At 71.6% G+C, this 16,068-nt stretch carries 11 protein-coding genes and 1 pseudogene; 7 read left to right on the top strand and 5 right to left on the bottom strand.

Translation table 11 applies throughout. The features are described 5' to 3' along the window. Positions 1-16: 16 nt before the first annotated feature. The 3 genes from ABT114_RS10220 to ABT114_RS10210 all read left to right on the top strand — a co-directional run bounded on the left by ABT114_RS10220 (position 17) and on the right by ABT114_RS10210 (position 4,444). Entirely contained in the window at positions 17-2,452 is a 2,436-nt protein-coding gene (locus ABT114_RS10220) for a thioester reductase domain-containing protein (protein ID WP_351140676.1), read from the top strand. After that, complete coding sequence (locus tag ABT114_RS10215) at positions 2,449-3,588, top strand: alpha/beta hydrolase (protein WP_351140674.1); 1,140 nt, start codon at positions 2,449-2,451, stop codon at positions 3,586-3,588. Before ABT114_RS10220 ends, ABT114_RS10215 begins: the two co-directional genes overlap by 4 nt. A gap of 73 nt (positions 3,589-3,661) precedes the next feature. Then, positions 3,662-4,444: an alpha/beta fold hydrolase gene (locus ABT114_RS10210; protein ID WP_351140672.1), complete on the top strand. Its 783-nt coding sequence runs from the start codon at positions 3,662-3,664 to the stop codon at positions 4,442-4,444. Positions 4,445-4,540: 96 nt separating this feature from the next. Here ABT114_RS10210 and ABT114_RS10205 read toward each other — a convergent pair whose 3' ends face one another. Then, on the bottom strand, positions 4,541-6,178 hold the full coding sequence (locus tag ABT114_RS10205; RefSeq protein ID WP_351140670.1) for an alpha/beta hydrolase: 1,638 nt from the start codon (positions 6,176-6,178) through the stop codon (positions 4,541-4,543). Positions 6,179-6,412: 234 nt separating this feature from the next. On the opposite strand from ABT114_RS10205, the pseudogene ABT114_RS10200 reads away from it, so the two are divergent. The 3 genes and pseudogenes from ABT114_RS10200 to ABT114_RS10190 all read left to right on the top strand — a co-directional run. Beyond that, positions 6,413-6,850, top strand: a pseudogene (locus ABT114_RS10200) (hypothetical protein); the annotation flags it as partial. 167 nt (positions 6,851-7,017) lie between these two features. Beyond that, positions 7,018-7,689 carry a chaplin gene (locus ABT114_RS10195; RefSeq protein WP_351140668.1) on the top strand — a complete coding sequence of 224 codons (672 nt, stop codon included), beginning with the start codon at positions 7,018-7,020 and terminating at the stop codon, positions 7,687-7,689. Positions 7,690-8,016: 327 nt separating this feature from the next. Continuing rightward, positions 8,017-8,793: a GNAT family N-acetyltransferase gene (locus tag ABT114_RS10190; protein WP_351141356.1), complete on the top strand. Its 777-nt coding sequence runs from the start codon at positions 8,017-8,019 to the stop codon at positions 8,791-8,793. Between the two features lie 189 nt (positions 8,794-8,982). Here the strand turns inward: ABT114_RS10190 and ABT114_RS10185 are convergent, their stop codons facing one another. Beyond that, positions 8,983-9,864 carry a GNAT family N-acetyltransferase gene (locus ABT114_RS10185; RefSeq protein WP_351140665.1) on the bottom strand — a complete coding sequence of 294 codons (882 nt, stop codon included), beginning with the start codon at positions 9,862-9,864 and terminating at the stop codon, positions 8,983-8,985. A gap of 195 nt (positions 9,865-10,059) precedes the next feature. Further along, positions 10,060-10,323: a GlsB/YeaQ/YmgE family stress response membrane protein gene (locus tag ABT114_RS10180; RefSeq protein WP_351140663.1), complete on the bottom strand. Its 264-nt coding sequence runs from the start codon at positions 10,321-10,323 to the stop codon at positions 10,060-10,062. A gap of 215 nt (positions 10,324-10,538) precedes the next feature. Here ABT114_RS10180 and ABT114_RS10175 point away from each other — a divergent pair, with 215 nt between their 5' ends. Further along, the gene (locus tag ABT114_RS10175) at positions 10,539-11,990 is read left to right on the top strand and encodes a hydrolase (protein WP_351140661.1); all 1,452 of its coding nucleotides are present in this window, start codon (positions 10,539-10,541) and stop codon (positions 11,988-11,990) included. Positions 11,991-12,027: 37 nt separating this feature from the next. On the opposite strand, the gene ABT114_RS10170 is transcribed toward ABT114_RS10175, so the two are convergent. Together ABT114_RS10170 and ABT114_RS10165 are read right to left on the bottom strand one after the other, a co-directional pair. Next, on the bottom strand, positions 12,028-14,757 hold the full coding sequence (locus tag ABT114_RS10170) for a glycoside hydrolase family 2 protein (RefSeq protein WP_351140659.1): 2,730 nt from the start codon (positions 14,755-14,757) through the stop codon (positions 12,028-12,030). Between the two features lie 102 nt (positions 14,758-14,859). Then, positions 14,860-16,044 carry an ROK family transcriptional regulator gene (locus tag ABT114_RS10165; RefSeq protein WP_351140657.1) on the bottom strand — a complete coding sequence of 395 codons (1,185 nt, stop codon included), beginning with the start codon at positions 16,042-16,044 and terminating at the stop codon, positions 14,860-14,862. Between the last annotated feature and the right edge of the window lie 24 nt (positions 16,045-16,068).

The following is a 16,068-nucleotide window of genomic DNA, read 5'->3' as shown; positions in this document are numbered from 1 at the left end:
AACGTGAAGGGCTCCCATGCGTGACGTGAACGAGGACGCCGGGCGGCGGTCGGTCGCCGAGTCGATCGAGCGGGGCGGCGGCGGGCTCAGCGTGACCGAACTGCTGGCCCGGGTGACGGCCGGCACCACGACGGCACAGCCGCAGACGGTGCCGGTGCCGGTTCCGGTTCCGGCTTCGGTTCCGGCACCGGTCCTGGTTTCGGCTCCGGGCCCGGACGTGGACGGCCTGGCGGCCGCCATCGCCGCCGCGGCCGGCCGCTACCTGCCCGAGGGCCGTCTGTCGCCGGACGCCGACTTCTTCGACGCCGGGGGTACCTCCGTCCACGCCGTGGAACTCGTCGCGGAGCTGGAGCGCGACCTGGGCATGGAGCTCGACCTCGACGACGTGTTCGCCGACGCCCGGCCTGTCAGCCTCGCCAGGCGCTGGGCGGCGGCGGGCGGGACGACGACGCTTCCCACGACGCTCGCGGCTCTGGCCGCCCCCGCGGTCCCCAGGGCTCAGGTGGCCGCGGCGCCGCCGAGCCTCCTCCCGCTCCCCGCCCCCCGCACCCTCCCCATCCCGGCCCCGCGCACCACCCCGGCCCCCACGGCCACCCCCGACGCCCCGCACACCCGGGCCTGTCGCGAGGACCTCGACCAGATCCTGGCCGACCTCGCCCTCGCCGACCGGCTGCCGTTCACCGACGTGCCCGAGCCGCTGCCGCCCCGCCGGATCCTGCTGACCGGCGCCACCGGCTTCCTCGGCAGCCACATGCTCCTGGACCTGCTGCGGCACAGCGACGCCCACGTCTACTGCCTGGTCCGCGCGGTCGACGAGGAGGCGGCCGTCGCCCGGCTCGGCGAGCAGCTGCGGAGCTACCGGCTGCCCTGGTCGGCGGAGGTCCGTCGCCGGGTCACCGTGCTGCCCGGCGACATCCGGCGCCCGCGCCTGGGCCTGTCCGAGGAGCTGTGGCACACCCTCGCCCACGAACTGGACAGCATCGTCGGCGTGGCGGCGGCCGTGGACTTCCTGCGCGGTTACCAGTCTCTGCGTGGCAGCAACGTGCTCGGCGCACTGACCCTGGCCGAACTCGCCGCGACCGGCCGGCCCAAGCCGCTGCACCACATCTCCTCCATCGCCGTCTTCAACGAGGTCGGCATCACATCCATGGGCGAGGACGACCCGCTCGCCCACGCCGACCGCCTCATTGCCGGCTACGACCAGTCCAAGTGGGCCGCCGAGGTCGCGCTGCGTCGCGCCCGCGACCACGGCCTGGTGGTCTCCGCCCTGCGTCCCGGCGGCATCGGCGGCCACACCAGGACCGGCGCGTACAACCCGCAGGACCTCAGCAGCGGCCTGATCTCGGCCTTCGGCCGCTTCCGCACCGTGCCCGCCTTCCGCTACCTCAACGCGGCCCCGGTGGACTGGGTCAGTCGCGTCGCGGTCGCCGTCGTCTGCGAGCCGGACGCCTGGGGTTTCGACTACAACCTCACCGGTGTGCCCAACACCCTCGACGACGTCGTGCGGGACATGGCGTTCGGCGGCATGCACGTGCGCGTGCAGGACTGGGACGAGTGGCGCGCCGACGCCCTGGTCCGTCTCGAGACCGACCCGATACCCGAACTCGGCTTCCTGAACCGGGTGTTGCAGAGCCCCACCGCCCTCAAGCTGTGCGAGGCGACCCTGAAGGGCCCGGCCGCCGGCGACGACCGCACCGCCGCGCTCGTCGAGGCGCTCGGCCTGCCGCCCGCGGCCCGCTACGACGCCCAGGCACAGATGAAGACCTTCGAGAGCCTCGCCGACGACGGCCTGGCCCGCCTCCCGCACAAGGACGACCAGCCCTACCTGTGGTTCGCCGAGACCACCGAGGGCAGCGTCCACCCGGTCGACGGCGGCGGCGACACCGAAACCCCCTGCTCGATGGCGCTCACCCTCTCCATTGCGAGCATGTACCAGCTGGTGAAGGAGCGCCGGGTGGACGTCACCGGCGAAGTGCGCTGCCCGGCCGTACACCCCGAACCGCTGAGCGTGGAGCGCGGTGACGTCTGGGTCCGCCCCGAGGAGGGAATCCCGGAGCAGCACGGCCTGCGTCACCAACTCCTGCGCTACCGGCTGCGGTTGCGTGACGCCGACGGTGGACTGTGGTGGCTGGAGGGCCACAAGTACGCCCGCGCCCGCCGCGACCTGTGGCGGCAGACCCGCGCGCTGACGGTCGGGATCGGCCGCGAGGGCGAACCGGCCACACTGGCCGGCGAGGTCGTCGTCCCCGCCGACTCCTACGTCCGCGACCAGATCGACGGCATCAAGGTCGCCCCGCACCTGACCGGTCAGGAGAAGCGGGCCGCCAAGCTGACCTGGCTCGCCTGGTTCGGCCTGGAGATGGGCCGCGGACTGCTCGGCCCGTTCGCCCGGGCCGCCGCGGACCTGCTCGACCTGCGCCGCACCCCCACCCCCACGGAGCACCGCCGATGATCTTCAGGACCAGCACCACCACCACCACCAGGCCGGCGCTCCGCCGGGTCCGCACCACCACCGCCCTGCGCCCCCTGCGCCACCGCCTCGACCCGGCGGCCGTCGAGGAGATCCCGTTCCGGGCGTCCGACGGCGTCCGCCTCGGTCTGACCCGCGTCGAGACCGGAGACACCGGCCGGCCCGCCGTACTGCTCCTGCACGGGCACACCGCGTCCGCCGACATGTTCCTGCAGCCCGAGACCCGCAACCTGGTCGACGTCCTGGTCGACGAGGGCTACGAGCCGTGGCTGCTGGACTGGCGGGGCAGTTGCCGGCTGCCGTACAACGAGACCGGACAGCGGTACACCTACGACGACGTCGCCCTGTACGACATCCCCGAGGCCGTCTCCTGCATCCGATCCCGCATCGGTGACCGTCCGCTGTTCGCGGTCGCCCACTGCATCGGTTCGCTCACCCTGTCGCTGAGCATGACGGCGGGCCTGGTGCCGGGCCTGGCGGGTGTGGTGTCCCAGGGGGTCTTCCTGACGCCGAAGCTCGCGGGCCGTACCTCGCTGCGGATGACGGTGGCCGGGGAGCTGCTGAAGACCCGGATCGACCACATCCCGGTCGACTTCCGCAAGGTCGGCCTGTGGTCGAAGTACACCCCGCTGTTCGCGCTGGCCTCCCGCGGAGCCAGCTGCCCCGACCCGACCTGCCAGATCCTGCACAACTCGGCGTGGGGCACGGGCGCGTCCCTCTTCGTGCACGAGAACCTGTCCGACGCCACCCACGACCGGCTCGCGGAGCTGCTCGGCCCCGCCCCGCTGTGGATCCTGCCCCACCTGCGCCGGATCGAGCTGGCCCGCACCGTGGTCCGCTGGCACGACACCGACCACCGCTACCGGGCCCTGCCGCCCAACGCGCTGGACGCGGCCGGCCGCATCGACACCCCGGTCCTGCTGCTCGCGGGCAGCGAGAACGGACTGTGGCTGGACTCGCAGAAGCTGTGCCGCGACGTACTCGCCCGCCGGCAGCCGCAGTTGGGCGTGACGTACACCGAGATCCCCGGCTACGGACACCTGGACACGTTCCTGGGCCGGGGCGCCGCCCTCGACGTGTTCGGGCACATCCTCGAATTCCTCGGCGAACGGCGGTGACGGCTGCCGGGGTGGCCGGTTACCGTACCGGACAGTAACCGGACCGGCCGGACCGCACTCCAGGAGGCCCCCCATGCCGCAGCTCGAAGTCGACGGCGCAGCCCTGACGTACGACGACGAGGGTCCGCGCGACGGTGCCGGCGTGCCCCTGGTGTTCATCCACGGCTGGACCGCCAACCGGCACCGCTGGGACCACCAGGTGGCGCACTTCGCCGAGCAGCGCCGGGTGATCCGGCTCGACCTGCGCGGGCACGGCGACAGCGGCGGGGCGGGCGTGCGGACGATCGAGGAGCTGGCGAAGGACGTCCTCGCCCTCATCGACCACCTGAAGGTCGAACGGTTCGTGCTGGTCGGTCACTCCATGGGCGGGATGGTCTCCCAGACCATCACCCTTGCCCACCCGGAGCGGGTGGAGCGCATGGTGCTGGTCAGCTCCATCAGCCGGATGACGTACAGCCGGGGGCGAGGCCTGCTGATGGCGGCCTCGACCCTCGTCCCCTTCAAGCTGTTCGTCGCCACCAACATCCAGCGGGCGTTCGCCCCCGGCTACCCGCGCGAGGAGATCCGGGAGTACGTGCGGTCCTCCGCGGACACCCCGCGGGAGGTCGTGATGACGCTGTACGGCGCCATGCGGGCCTTCGACGTCCTGGACCGGGTCGGCGAGATCCACACGCCCACCCTGCTGATCCACGGTTACTACGACATCCAGCTGCCGGTGCAGCAGATGCTCCGGATGGCCAAGGGGTACCCGGACGCGGAGGTCCGGATCATCGACGCCGGCCACGAACTCCCGGTGGAGAAGCCGGCCGAACTCACCGCGGCGATCGACCGGTTCGTGACCGGCCGCGCAGCCTGAGGGGCCCGGACCAGGTTCCCGAAGACGACCGTGGGGATCCGGTCGACCGCGCAGACTTCCCCCTGGTCACGGGCATGTACGGGTGGACGGGCACGCTCAGTCGTCGCCCTCGGGGCCGCAGGAGCTGCCGCTCGCCGGCAGGGAGCCGTACAGCAGGAACGCGTCGACCTTGCCATGCACGCACTTCGAGGACGCGTACCCGGTGTGGCCGTCGTCCCTGTTGTCGAGCACCACGGCCGACGGGCCGAGCCGCTTCGCCGTCTCCAGGGTCCAGCGGTACGGCGTCGCTGGGTCACCGCGGGTGCCGACGAGGAGCATCTTCGGCGTGTGGACGTTCTTGACGTGGTCGCGGATGTAGTCGGTGCCCTTGGGGCGGCCGTAGCACATCAGCACCTGGGTGAGCCGGTACTCGCCGAACACCGCGGACGCCTGGTCGTACTCGGTGCGCAGCCGGTCGAGGTCCTTGGTGACCTGCGCGGCGGCGGGGCGATCGGGGTCGTCCGCGCAGTTGATCGCCATCAGTGCCGCCGGAAGGTTGTCGAGGGGAACGTCGTCCGGGTCGACGAGGCCGCCGGCCTTGTGCCCGGAGTGCGGCTTCACGTTCTCCTGCCGGATCGGGGGCTTTCCGGTCTCCTGCCGGATCGGGAGCGCGTATCCGCCGGAGACGAACCCCATGATCGCGCTCGTGTCGCCGTCGTTGACCAGTTGGACCAGGGCCCGCTCCAGCAAGGGCCAGAACTCCTTGCTGTAGAGCGCCTGACTGATCGCGCCCACGAGGTCCTGGCCGGAGAACTGGTCGCCGAAGGCCGTCGGTACCGGGTCCTCGTCGAGCGAGTGGACGATCTGTACGACCTGCTCCCTGGCCTTGCGCGCATCCTGCCCGAACGGGCAGGCGACATCTTTCACGCACCAGTCGATGAAGTCCTCCAGCGCGACCTGCTGGCCCGCGGCAACGGCCATCGCCTGCTCGGCCAGCGGCTCGGTCAGCGTGTCCACCCCGTCGAGCGCCATCCGGCCCACCCGGTCCGGGAACTGGGCCGCGTACACCGCGCCGAGCCGCGTCCCGTAGGAGAACCCGAGGTAGTTGAGCTTCTTGTCGCCGAGCGCCTGGCGTATGACGTCCATGTCCCGCGAAACGTTCACCGTGCCTATGTACGGCAGCACAGGCCCGGCGTGCCGGGCGCACGCGTCCGCAGCCTTCTTCAGCTGCCTGAGTACGGCCTGCGGATCGGCAAGGCCGTCCGGGCTCTCCCCGGTGGCCGTCCATGCCACGTCCTGGCTCTCGCCGCAGCTGACGGGAGAGGACCGGCCGACTCCGCGGGGGTCGAAGGAAACCACGTCGTAGCCGTTGGTCAGACCCATGAAGTCCTTGCTGCCGACGGCCAGTCCGCTGACCCCGGAGCCGCCCGGACCGCCGAAGTTGAGCAGCACCGAGCCCCGCGACTCACCCGTCGCCCGGTAGCGGGCCAGGGCCAGGTCGAGGGTGCCGGAACCGGGCCTCGCGTAGTCGAGGGGAACCGTGACCTTGCCGCACTGCAGGTCCTCGGGCATGCCGTCGCCCTGGCACGCCGACCAGGTGACCTGCTGGCGGTAGAACCGGGACAGATCGGGCTCGCCGCCGTCCCGGCTCGGCGCGGTCGCCGCAGGCAGTCCCGCGCCGACCAGGGCCAGCCCGACGGCTCCGACGAGCGCGCAGCGCCGTATCGCGGGCCGCGCTGACAGCTTTGCCGGCATCGATGCCTCCAGGGCGCCCCACAGCGGACCGGGCGCTCCCGCTCACGATAGGCGGGCTCAAGAAGCCCCGCCTCCGGGCGAGCGGGGCCGGGGCGGCGGCGTCGGGCGGTAGGACGTCGGCGCCCTTCCCGGGCCGAGATGCGGCATCCGGACCTTCACTTCACGATGGGTGAGGGGGTGACCAGGTCACGACAGCGAGGCAAGACGCGTGAGCGCTGAACGCCGGCCTCTGTCGTCATCCCCGACGAGCGCCTGCGCTACCTCTACGTCAATCCGGCCTGGGGCCGGGGCAGCGGCGTGCCGGCCACCGCGTTCCTCGGCCGGACGGTCGGCGAGGTGCTGCCGGACGTGCACAGCCCCGACGACGTACTGCTCCGGGTGATCGCGGACGGGCAGTCCCGCGAAGTGACCCTGACCGGAACCACCCGGGTCCCCCTCGGGCCTGGGACGCAGGCTGTGGCGCGTGGTCTTCCACCGGCTGGAGACGGACGGACGGGTCGTCGGCGTGTGCGGGATCGGTGTGGAGGTCAGCAATCTGCGCCGCTACCTGGACGACCTGGAGAACGCGCACCAGCGGCGACTACGAGTCGATCACCGTGCCGGTCGACCGCGACACCGTTCGGCGTGCACGAGGACGACGTGGCGCTCCTCGCCGCCCGGCGGTCCCGCTGAACCTCGCTCCGGCACCGTTGGTACCGATACGACGGTATTGCTGCCTGTTCGACAGCTGTGCCGCTCAATGGGGTGAAAGGCCGGTAAGCCATAACTTCGATGGTTCGACCTGCGTTCTACCCGGTGCGGGCGAGCGCCCGCGACCATGTCTGGAAGGCAGAGAACCTATGAGACGGGCTACCCGAAACGGTGTGATCGCCGTAGCCGCCGCCTCCGGCGCGATGGCAGTCACGATCCCCGCGTACGCCGGTTCCGCGGCGGACGGTTCCGCGGCCGGCTCGCCCGGTGTGATCTCCGGCAACACCATCCAGGTTCCGGTGCACATTCCGGTGAACGTGTGCGGGAACACTGTGAACGTGGCGGGGCTGCTGAACCGGGCCGCGGGCAACATCTGCGCCAACGAGGACTCCGCCGAGGCGGAGACATCCGCACCTGGCGGGGCACCCGCACGTGGCGGGGCGGCGGCGCAGGGCACGACGGCGAACTCGCCCGGCGTCGTCTCCGGCAACGTCGTGCAGCTCCCCGTCCACCTCCCGGTGAACGTCAGCGGCAACACTGTGACCGGGGTCGGCGCCGGCAACGCGACCGTGGGCAACGAATCCACGAACACCTCCGACGACCCCCCCGCCACCCCCGCGAGCCCGGCGGCCCCGGTGAAGTCGGTCCCGCCGAAGGCGCACCAGGAGCCGCAGCCCGCACCGCACGACCTGGGCGAGCCCGTCTCCTCCCTCGCCCACACGGGAGCGGACCAGACCCTCCCGGCCCTCGCCGGCGGCGCCGCCCTGGTCCTGGGCGGAGCAGCCCTCTACCGGCGCTTCCGGCCGCGTGCGGAGTACTGACCGGACCAGCCCAGCGCTTCCGGTCCGACGGAGGGCCTCCCCTGTGGGGCCCTCCGTCAGGCGTCCCCGTATTGATTCGCACACCCGGGCCGCCAGTTGCTGCGGCGATGTCAGGTACACGAGATCCTCCTGCCGTCCGCCTGTCTGCCCCCGAGACGGCCGCTCTCGTGAGGGGCCACGTCGGCCGCGTCCAGGCGCGCATCGACTGCCTGGCCGGCTACCGCGACCGGCTGAGCGCATATCTCGCGGCGGTGCGGCCGGACGCCGACCAGCTGTAAATCCGTTGAGCCGGCCGGGCCTCGATGCTGGGGTGAGTGCATGAATCAGATGAATCATGCGGCGGTACTCGCCCACTACGACCGGGCCATGCGCGAAGGCGCCCGCCCCGACGGCCCCGATGCCCGCATCGAACGCGTCGGCGACGTGGTCCGCCAGGTCGCCTCCGCACAGGGCTGGAACGGGGTTCTGTGGTCAGCGCTGGACGCGGTCGGCGCCGACGCGGCGATCGCCGAGCAGATCGAGTACTTCACGCGGCTCGGCCGGGAGTTCGAGTGGAAGGTCTACGGGCACGACCTGCCGACCGACCTCGGGCGGCGGCTCGGGGCGGCCGGGTTCACCCCCGAGCCCCAGGAGACGCTGGTCATCGCCGAGGTGGCGAGTCTGACCCTCGACGCCGAGCCGCCGGCCGGAATCCGCATCCTGCCTGTCACCGACGCCGCGGGTGTCGACCTGATGGCCGAGGCACATGAGAAGGCCTTCGGCAGGGACAGCACCCGGCTGCGCCACCGGATGCTCGCCCGGCTCGCCGCCGCCCCCGACACGATCGTCGCCATGGTCGCCGTCGCCGGCCATGAGCCCGTGAGCTCGGCCCGCATGGAACTGGTCCCCGGCACGCCGTTCGCCGGACTGTGGGGTGGCGGCACCGTCGAAGCCTGGCGCGGCCGGGGCATCTACCGCGCCCTGGTCGCCCACCGCGCCCGCGTCGCCGCCGACCGCGGCTACCGCTACCTCCAGGTCGACGCCTCCGCCGACAGCCGCCCCATCCTGGAACGTCTCGGCTTCACCGCACTGAGCACGACGACGCCGTACGTGTACGTGCCGTAGCGCGCCGGCCGCCGCGGCCGCAGCAGGCCGGTCCTGGCGCCCGCTCTCCGTCACACCGGGCACGACAGCGCCGTACGCGTAGGTGTTCACGGCCCAGGTCGACGCCTCGGCGGACAGGTTCGGCCTGACGTGACGTCACCCGGGCCGTGCTTCGGCACGTCCGCCGGGTGAGGGCGGCGCCGCGCCGGGTCACAGGTCGTGCTGGTACTCCACCGACCTGTGCGTGGGGACGTAACCGAGGGCGTCGTTGACCGCGAGCATGGGTGCGTTGCTGTCCGCCGTGTCGGTGAGCAGCCCGCCCAGCTCCGGGTGCCGCTCGCGCGCCCGGCGGATCGACGCCGCCTTCATCCAGCGGCCGAGGCCGTGGCCGCGGTGTTCCGGGAGCACCGCCGTACCGTAGTGCTGTCCGTCGCCCCGGCCATCGCCCGGCACGACCAGTTCGGAGAAGCCGACGACGGAGCCGTCCGCCGCGTCCACCGCGGCGACGGTGTGCAGCAGGTCGCCGCGCCGTGCGACCGCCTCGGCGACCGCGACCACGCGTTCCACGTCCCATACGACCGTGCCGTAGTCGGTGTCCTCCATCGGCATGTCGTCCATGGCGCGCCGCGAGTCGGCGTACGTCCGCGCCAGTTCGGTCGGCACGGTGCCCTCCCACTCCGTCAGCCGGTAGCCCGGGTGGGCGCGGTCGGCGAGTTCGTCGAGGGCGGTGAGGTCGGCGTCCGCCAGCGGTAGCCGGGCGTACGTCAGGGACAGCACCGGCCGGAAGCCCCGCGCTGCCAGGAACAGGTCGGCGGGGGAGCCCTGTTCGGCCTGGGCGACCACCGATCGCCGGCCTTCCGTCCGCGCCGCGGCCAGGGCGGCGTCCAGCAGTCGGGTGCCGACGCCCTGCCGACGCTCCGCACCGTGCACCGCGAGTTCCAGCTCGGCGAGGTGCTCCTGACCCTCCCGGGTGAACAGCCGCAGGAACGCGGACCCGACCGGCCCTCCGTCGACGCCGGAGGCCAGCCAGACCAGACGGCGGCTGGACGGGCCGGGCTCGGGGTCCACGAGCGGGGTGATGCGCAGGGACAAGGTGACTCCGTCACGGTTCGTTGGGTCGGTGGATGGCGAGCCGCAGCAGCCAACCGCACCGGGGCACCGCCCCGCAACGGGATTTACGGCAGCCCGCCAGGCAGCGGCCCCTGGCGCCAGGGGTGCGCCTTCGTACTTTCCAAGAGCCGCCGCCCGCCCCTTTTGAACCTAAGCCCCGAAAGCCTGGCGCCAGCCTTACCGTCGTGCCCGGGACCGGTCCAGCGCGGCCACGCCCAGCGCGGCGAGGCCGATCTGGATGAGCCACTCGATCCAGTCGATGCCCTTGGTGTCGGCCACGTCGAACGCGGCGGCGATCGCCGACCCGACGAACGCGGCCAGTATGCCGACGGCGATCGTCCACAGGATGCCGATGCGCTGGCGCCCCGGGACGACGAGCCGTCCCAGCACACCGATGATGATGCCGATGACGATGGCACTGAAGATGCTCGAGATCTCCATTTCCGCCCCTCTTTGTCGGACCCTCGCTGTACTGCATCTGCCCACTCGAGGCTGGGGCAGTCCCTTCCGGTTATTGCCCGCGCTTGATGGTCCTTGCGCACTGATGCCATGTACCTTTCAATCGTTCCACGCGTGTAGACCCCCCACCTTCGGTCTACGCGCGAAGACTTGGCGCCCGCACCCGCAATTTCCCCACCCTCACGGAGGTTTGACGGATGCTCGGATCCAGCAGGTCCCGCCGCAGAAGACTCATCACCGGCCTGGCCGGCCTCGGGCTGCTCGTCACCGGAGCCGCCCTTCAGGTCTCGACCGGCGCCGCGCCGGCTCACGCGGCCACCCCCCACCGCATCCTGTTCGACGACGGCCACGCCGAGGAGGCCGGCAACGCCGACTGGATCATCTCCACCAGCAAGCCCGACCCGCTCTCCCAGGACTCCTCCCCGTCCTCGGAGACGGACTGGACCGGCGCGCTCTCGTCGTGGGGTGTCGCCCTGCAGAAGACCGGCGACTACAGCCTCAAGACCGCCACCAGCGCCCTCACTTACGGCGGCTCCACGACGACCGACCTGTCGAACTTCGACACGCTGGTCCTGCCGGAGCCGAACACCCTCTTCACCACCGCCGAAAAGACCGCGATCATGAACTTCGTCAAGAACGGCGGCGGCCTGTTCATGATCTCCGACCACACGGGTGCCGACCGCAACAGCGACGGCGAGGACGCGGTCGAGATCCTCAACGACCTGATGACGAACAACAGCGTCGACTCCACTGACCCGTTCGGCTTCTCGATCGACTCCCTCAGCATCAGCTCCGGCTACCCGGCCGCCATCAGCGACAGCACCGACCCCGTGCTGCACGGCTCCTTCGGCACCGTCACCAAGAGCCTCATCGCCAGCGGCACCACCGCCACCCTCAAGCCCGCCGACAACTCCAGCGTCAAGGGCCTGCTCTACCGCAGCGGCTACTCCGGCAACACCGGCGCCTTCTTCGCCACCAGCACCTTCGGCAGCGGCCGTGTCGCATTCTGGGGCGACAGCTCGCCCATCGACGACGGCACCGGCCAGTCCGGCAACACCCTGTACGACGGCTGGAACGACACCGGCGCCACCAACGCTCCCCTCGCCCTCAACGCCACCGAGTGGCTCGCCGGCGGGAGCAGCAGCGGCGGCGGAGACGACGGCGGCTCGGGCACGTGCACCGCCGCCCAGCTCCTGGGCAACAGCGGCTTCGAGTCGGGCAGCACCACCTGGAGCGCCAGCAGCGGCGTCATCACCAACTCCAGCAGCCAGTCGCCCCGTACGGGCTCGTACTACGCCTGGCTGGACGGCTACGGCACCGCCACCACCGACACGCTCTCGCAGTCGGTGACCATCCCGTCCGCCTGCACCACCGCCGCCCTGAGCTTCTACCTGCACATCGACACGGCGGAGACGAGCACCAGCACGGCGTATGACACGCTCAAGGTCCAGGTGCTCAACAGCTCCGGGACCGTCCTGAGCACCCTGGCGACCTACTCCAACCTCAACGCCGCCAGCGGCTACACCCAGCGCAGCTTCAGCCTGGCGAGCTACGCCGGCCAGACCGTCACGCTCAAGTTCACCGGCACCGAGGGCTCCACCCTGCAGACGTCGTTCGTCGTCGACGACACGGCACTCGGCGTGAGCTGACACCCCGGGGCCCGGCCCAGTGCCGGGCCCCACCTGGTCACGCCGCCGGGACGGTCCGTTCCGGCGTGTTCCAGCCGGAGATCCGCACCCGCGGCGCGGAGCCGTGGAGGTCGGCCGTCCGGTAGGTGGCGGTCAGCGTCACCGACTCGCCGGGCCAGAGACTGACGGCGTTGTCCGACCACTGCACCGGCAGGACCGGCTTCCCCGTCGAGTCGAGGAGATGGACGTCCGTCAGCAGCGACGGCGTCTTCGTGCTCCCCGTGGCGCGCACGGTCACCGTCGTGGTCGACGTGTCGCCCGAGGACTGCGTCGACGCTGTGGCCGACACCGGCGCCTGCGCCATCGAGGCCAGTCCCTTCAGGTCCGCGTAGTTTGTCGTCGGCGTGTAGTACCAGTCGGTGTGGTCCCAGTCGAGGGTGTCCGGCTCGGTGGAGAGCCAGTACACGTTCCGGCTCACCTCCTTGCCGGCCGAGTCGGTCAGCGTCAGACGGGCCAGGTACGTCGTCGACAGCCCGCTCACCGACGACGGCAGCGCCAGTGCGGTGCTGTGCGCGCCGTCTCCGCTCACCGTCACCCCGGTCACCGTCTTGTCGTACTTCTGTGTGCCGTCGGGGTTGAACAGTGTGGCTCGCACGGTGAGTCCGGTGGCGGAGGCGTGCCGGTTGTCGACCACGACGACCGAGCGGTCGTCGTACGAGTACTGGACGTGCAGTGGCTCGTTCGCCTTTTTCGCCCCGAAGTAGGCGCCGCCCTGGTCGAGGTAGCGGTCCATCAGCTGCCAGTGCAGGGACGTCCAGCCGCTGTTGAACATCCAGTGGATCACTCCGGTGGACGGCTTCGAGGAGTCGGTGGCGTTGCGCCCGTATGCCTCGAACTGGGCGCGGACGGCCTCGTACTGGGCGAGCTGTGCCTTGCGCACGTAGTCGGTGAGGCTCGTCGGGGCGCCGTAGCGGCCGGTGAGGGCGTTGTCGTAGAGCTTGAGCGTGCCGAAGGTGGGGGACGGGGAGCGGTGGTACTGCTTGGCGTCCGGGTTCTTCCAGAGGGTGTCCAGCTCGGCGGGTGTCATCATCCGGCGCAGGGTGTCGAGGGTGGGGATGTCCGGGCCCGCGCTGGTCTCGGAGTTGAAGCCGGTGGCTCCGCCCTCCCGCTTGGTGTACCAGTAGTTCGGGGGGATCCAGTCGTAGGGGCCGGTCATCTTCATCCCGGATCTCCCCGACCGGGGTGAGGATTTGTCGGAGGCGGCCGGGACCACGGGGGTCGGCCAGTCGGCGGCCGTCAGGGCGTCCAGGTAGTTCTTCTCGATCGTGGCGTCGGGGGCGGCGTCGCTGCCGATCAGGAAGGAGAGCACGCTGGGGTGGTCGCGCAGCCGGGCGGCCTCGGCGGCCATCGAGGCCTTGGCGACGCGATAGTCGGCGGACGTCCACTTCTCGCCGGACTCGCTCGGGTTGACCTGGCCCTCCCACTTGTCGCAGCACTCCCAGCCCGGCAGGGTGAGGATGCCGTACCAGTCGGCGAGGTCGAAGAACTCGTCCGGCTCGATGTGGCCTTCCAGCCGGATGGTGTTGAGGCCGAGGTCGACGGCGTACTTCAGCCGGTCCTCGACGTAGGTGCCGTCCCAGCGCAGGAACTCGTCCGGTGACCAGCCGCCGCCCTTGACCAGCAGCCTGCGGCCGTTGATCCGGTACTGGCGGGAGCCGTCGGAGTTCAGCGGCGCCTGGACGTCGCGGATGCCGAAACTCTCGTGCGCGGTGTCCGACACCGTGCCCGCGACGGACGCGGTCAGGGCCAGGCCGTACAGGGGCTGTCCGCCCATGCCCGCCGGCCACCACACCTCCGGGGACGTCAGGTGCAGGCCGGGGACGTCGGCGGGGGTGAAGATCACGGTCTTCGTCTCATGGGCGGCGAGCGCGACGGTCCTGGTGAAGGACGTTCCGCCGATGCTTCCGGCGATCTCGGCCATGACGGCCGCGTCGGAGTCGTTGCGGGCCTGCGCCTTGACCGTCAGGTCCGCCGATGCCAGCGACGGTACGTCCAGCCTCGTCACCACGTGCGCGTCGCGCAGCGCGACCGGGCCGCCGTGGCGGACGAGGACGTCGCGCACGATGCCCATGTTCTGGTCGGGCGGCGGCTGGAGCCAGTCGAGCCAGCCCATGGTGAGGTTCTTGTTCGGCTGGTTGGGCTGGATGCGGAAGGCGACGGTGTTCGTGCCCGCTCTGACGAGGGAGGTGACGTCCAGCTCGTGGTGGGTGTAGGTGCCGGTGACGTCCGCGGTCCCGGCCACCTGCTTGCCGTTGACGTACACGTCCGCCGCCGACGTCACCCCGCTGAAGTCGAGGTAGGTGCGCTGTCCGGGGTCGGTGACCGTGAAGTCGGAGCGGTACCACCAGGGGACCTGGAAGTCGGCCTTCGGGATCTTCTGCTGGTTGGTGGAGTAGAACGGGTCGGCGTAGACGCCGTCGGCGAGCAGGGCCGCGAGGACGGTGGAGCGGGGCCCGGCCGGGTACCAGCCGGTCACCGGATAGCCGGGGGAGGAGATGGCCGACGGTGCGTCGCTCACCTTCGCCGTCGACTGGATCGCGAAGCCGGAGAGCGGGGTGGTGGTGCCCGCAGTGGCGGGGACACGGGCGGTCCGGACCTGCCCGTGCGGCGGCGCCGGATGCCGGGCCTCGGCCCACGCGCCCGTGTTGAGCGAGCAGCAGAGCAGGCCCAGACCCAGGGCCAGGGCGGACGTGGCGAGGCGGCGGCGGGCGGCGGGGCGAGGGAACACGGCGGTCTCCAGCCACGTAAAGTTAGGAAACTTTACTAACTCGGCTCAAGCTAGGTCGCGGGGTGGGTCGTGTCAATCACCGTGGCCCGGGGTGTGAATTGCTCACGGCGCGGACGATCTGCGCTCGAACACCATGTCCCGCGCCGTCCCCAGCGCCGTCGCCACCGCGCCGAGCAGCACCGCGTCCTCACCCAGTCGGCTCGGGGATATCTTCGGCCGCAGTGGCGTGAGCGTGCGCAGGTGCTCCCGGACCGGTCCCAGCAGCAGGTCCACGCTGTGGCCGACACCCCCGCCGAGCACCACCAGGTCGGGGTCGAGCACGGCGGCGGCCGCCGCCACCGTGTGGGCGATCCGCTCGCCCTCGAGCTGCACCGCCCGGCGCGCGGCCGGGTTGCCGTGCCGCGCCGCGTCGAACACCGCCTTCGCGGTGAGCTGCCCGCTCATCCCGAACCCGCGCGCCGCCTCCACCACGGCCACTCCCGACACCGCGTCCTCCAGCCGCTCCGGCTTGGACTGCCCCGGCCAGGGCAGGAACCCGATCTCCCCGGCCAGCCCGTGCGCGCCGGTGAACAGCCGCCCCTCGCTGACGACCCCCATGCCGAGACCGGTGCCGATCAGGATGTACGCGAACAGCCGGCTGCCCGCTCCGACCCCGTACGTGTACTCGCCCAGCGCGGCCAGGTTGGCGTCGTTGTGCACCTCCAGCGGGACGCCCAGCTCCTCCCGCAGCCGGTCCAGCAGCCCGGCGCGGCCCCACCCCGGCAGATGCATCGCGTACCGCACCCGGCGCTGCTTCTCGTCGTACACCCCGGGCGTGCCCACCACCCCGTGCACCACCTCGGCCGGATCCACGCCGGAGTTGGCCACCACCTGGCGGGCGGCGGAGACGATCAGGTCCGCCAGAGCGCCGGAGCCGCGGGCCCGGTTGCGCACGTCGGCCCGGGCGACCAGCGTGCCGTCCAGGTCGGCGACGGCCACCCGCAGCCGGCTACGGCCGACGTCCACGCCCAGCGCGTACCCGGCGGCCGGGTCGGGGGCGTACAGGACCGCCGTACGGCCGCGCTCGGGGGCGTGGGTGCCGACCTCGCGGACCAGTCCGGCGGCCTCCAGCGAGGCGAGCGCGCTGGACACGGTCGGCTTGGACAGTCCGGTCTCACGGGCCAGTTGGGCGCGTGACGCGGCACCGAGGCCGCGCAACCGGTCGAGGAGCAGCCGCTCGTTCGTGCTGCGCAGGCGCTGCCGGTTCCAGGGCTGTTCCTGCTGCTCTACGGCGTCGCTTGCGGGCATCGGACCATTCTCGTGCATCCCCGC

This window comes from Streptomyces sp. NPDC002088 (genome assembly GCF_040296605.1).
Classification (GTDB): Bacteria; Actinomycetota; Actinomycetes; order Streptomycetales; family Streptomycetaceae; genus Streptomyces.
The sequence above is the reverse complement of the archived record's forward strand: the minus strand, read 5'-3'. Positions and strand labels throughout refer to the sequence as shown.

Bases quoted from the DNA above. Each gene is read 5' to 3' on its own strand.
- ABT114_RS10215 (WP_351140674.1), top strand. From the start codon at position 2,449: ATGATCTTCAGGACCAGCACCACCACCACCACCAGGCCGGCGCTCCGC.
- ABT114_RS10190 (WP_351141356.1), top strand. From the start codon at position 8,017: ATGAATCATGCGGCGGTACTCGCCCACTACGACCGGGCCATGCGCGAA.
- ABT114_RS10205 (WP_351140670.1), bottom strand. From the start codon at position 6,178: ATGCCGGCAAAGCTGTCAGCGCGGCCCGCGATACGGCGCTGCGCGCTC.
- ABT114_RS10165 (WP_351140657.1), bottom strand. From the start codon at position 16,044: ATGCCCGCAAGCGACGCCGTAGAGCAGCAGGAACAGCCCTGGAACCGG.
- ABT114_RS10180 (WP_351140663.1), bottom strand. From the start codon at position 10,323: ATGGAGATCTCGAGCATCTTCAGTGCCATCGTCATCGGCATCATCATC.
- ABT114_RS10210 (WP_351140672.1), top strand. From the start codon at position 3,662: ATGCCGCAGCTCGAAGTCGACGGCGCAGCCCTGACGTACGACGACGAG.
- ABT114_RS10175 (WP_351140661.1), top strand. From the start codon at position 10,539: ATGCTCGGATCCAGCAGGTCCCGCCGCAGAAGACTCATCACCGGCCTG.
- ABT114_RS10220 (WP_351140676.1), top strand. From the start codon at position 17: ATGCGTGACGTGAACGAGGACGCCGGGCGGCGGTCGGTCGCCGAGTCG.
- ABT114_RS10195 (WP_351140668.1), top strand. From the start codon at position 7,018: ATGAGACGGGCTACCCGAAACGGTGTGATCGCCGTAGCCGCCGCCTCC.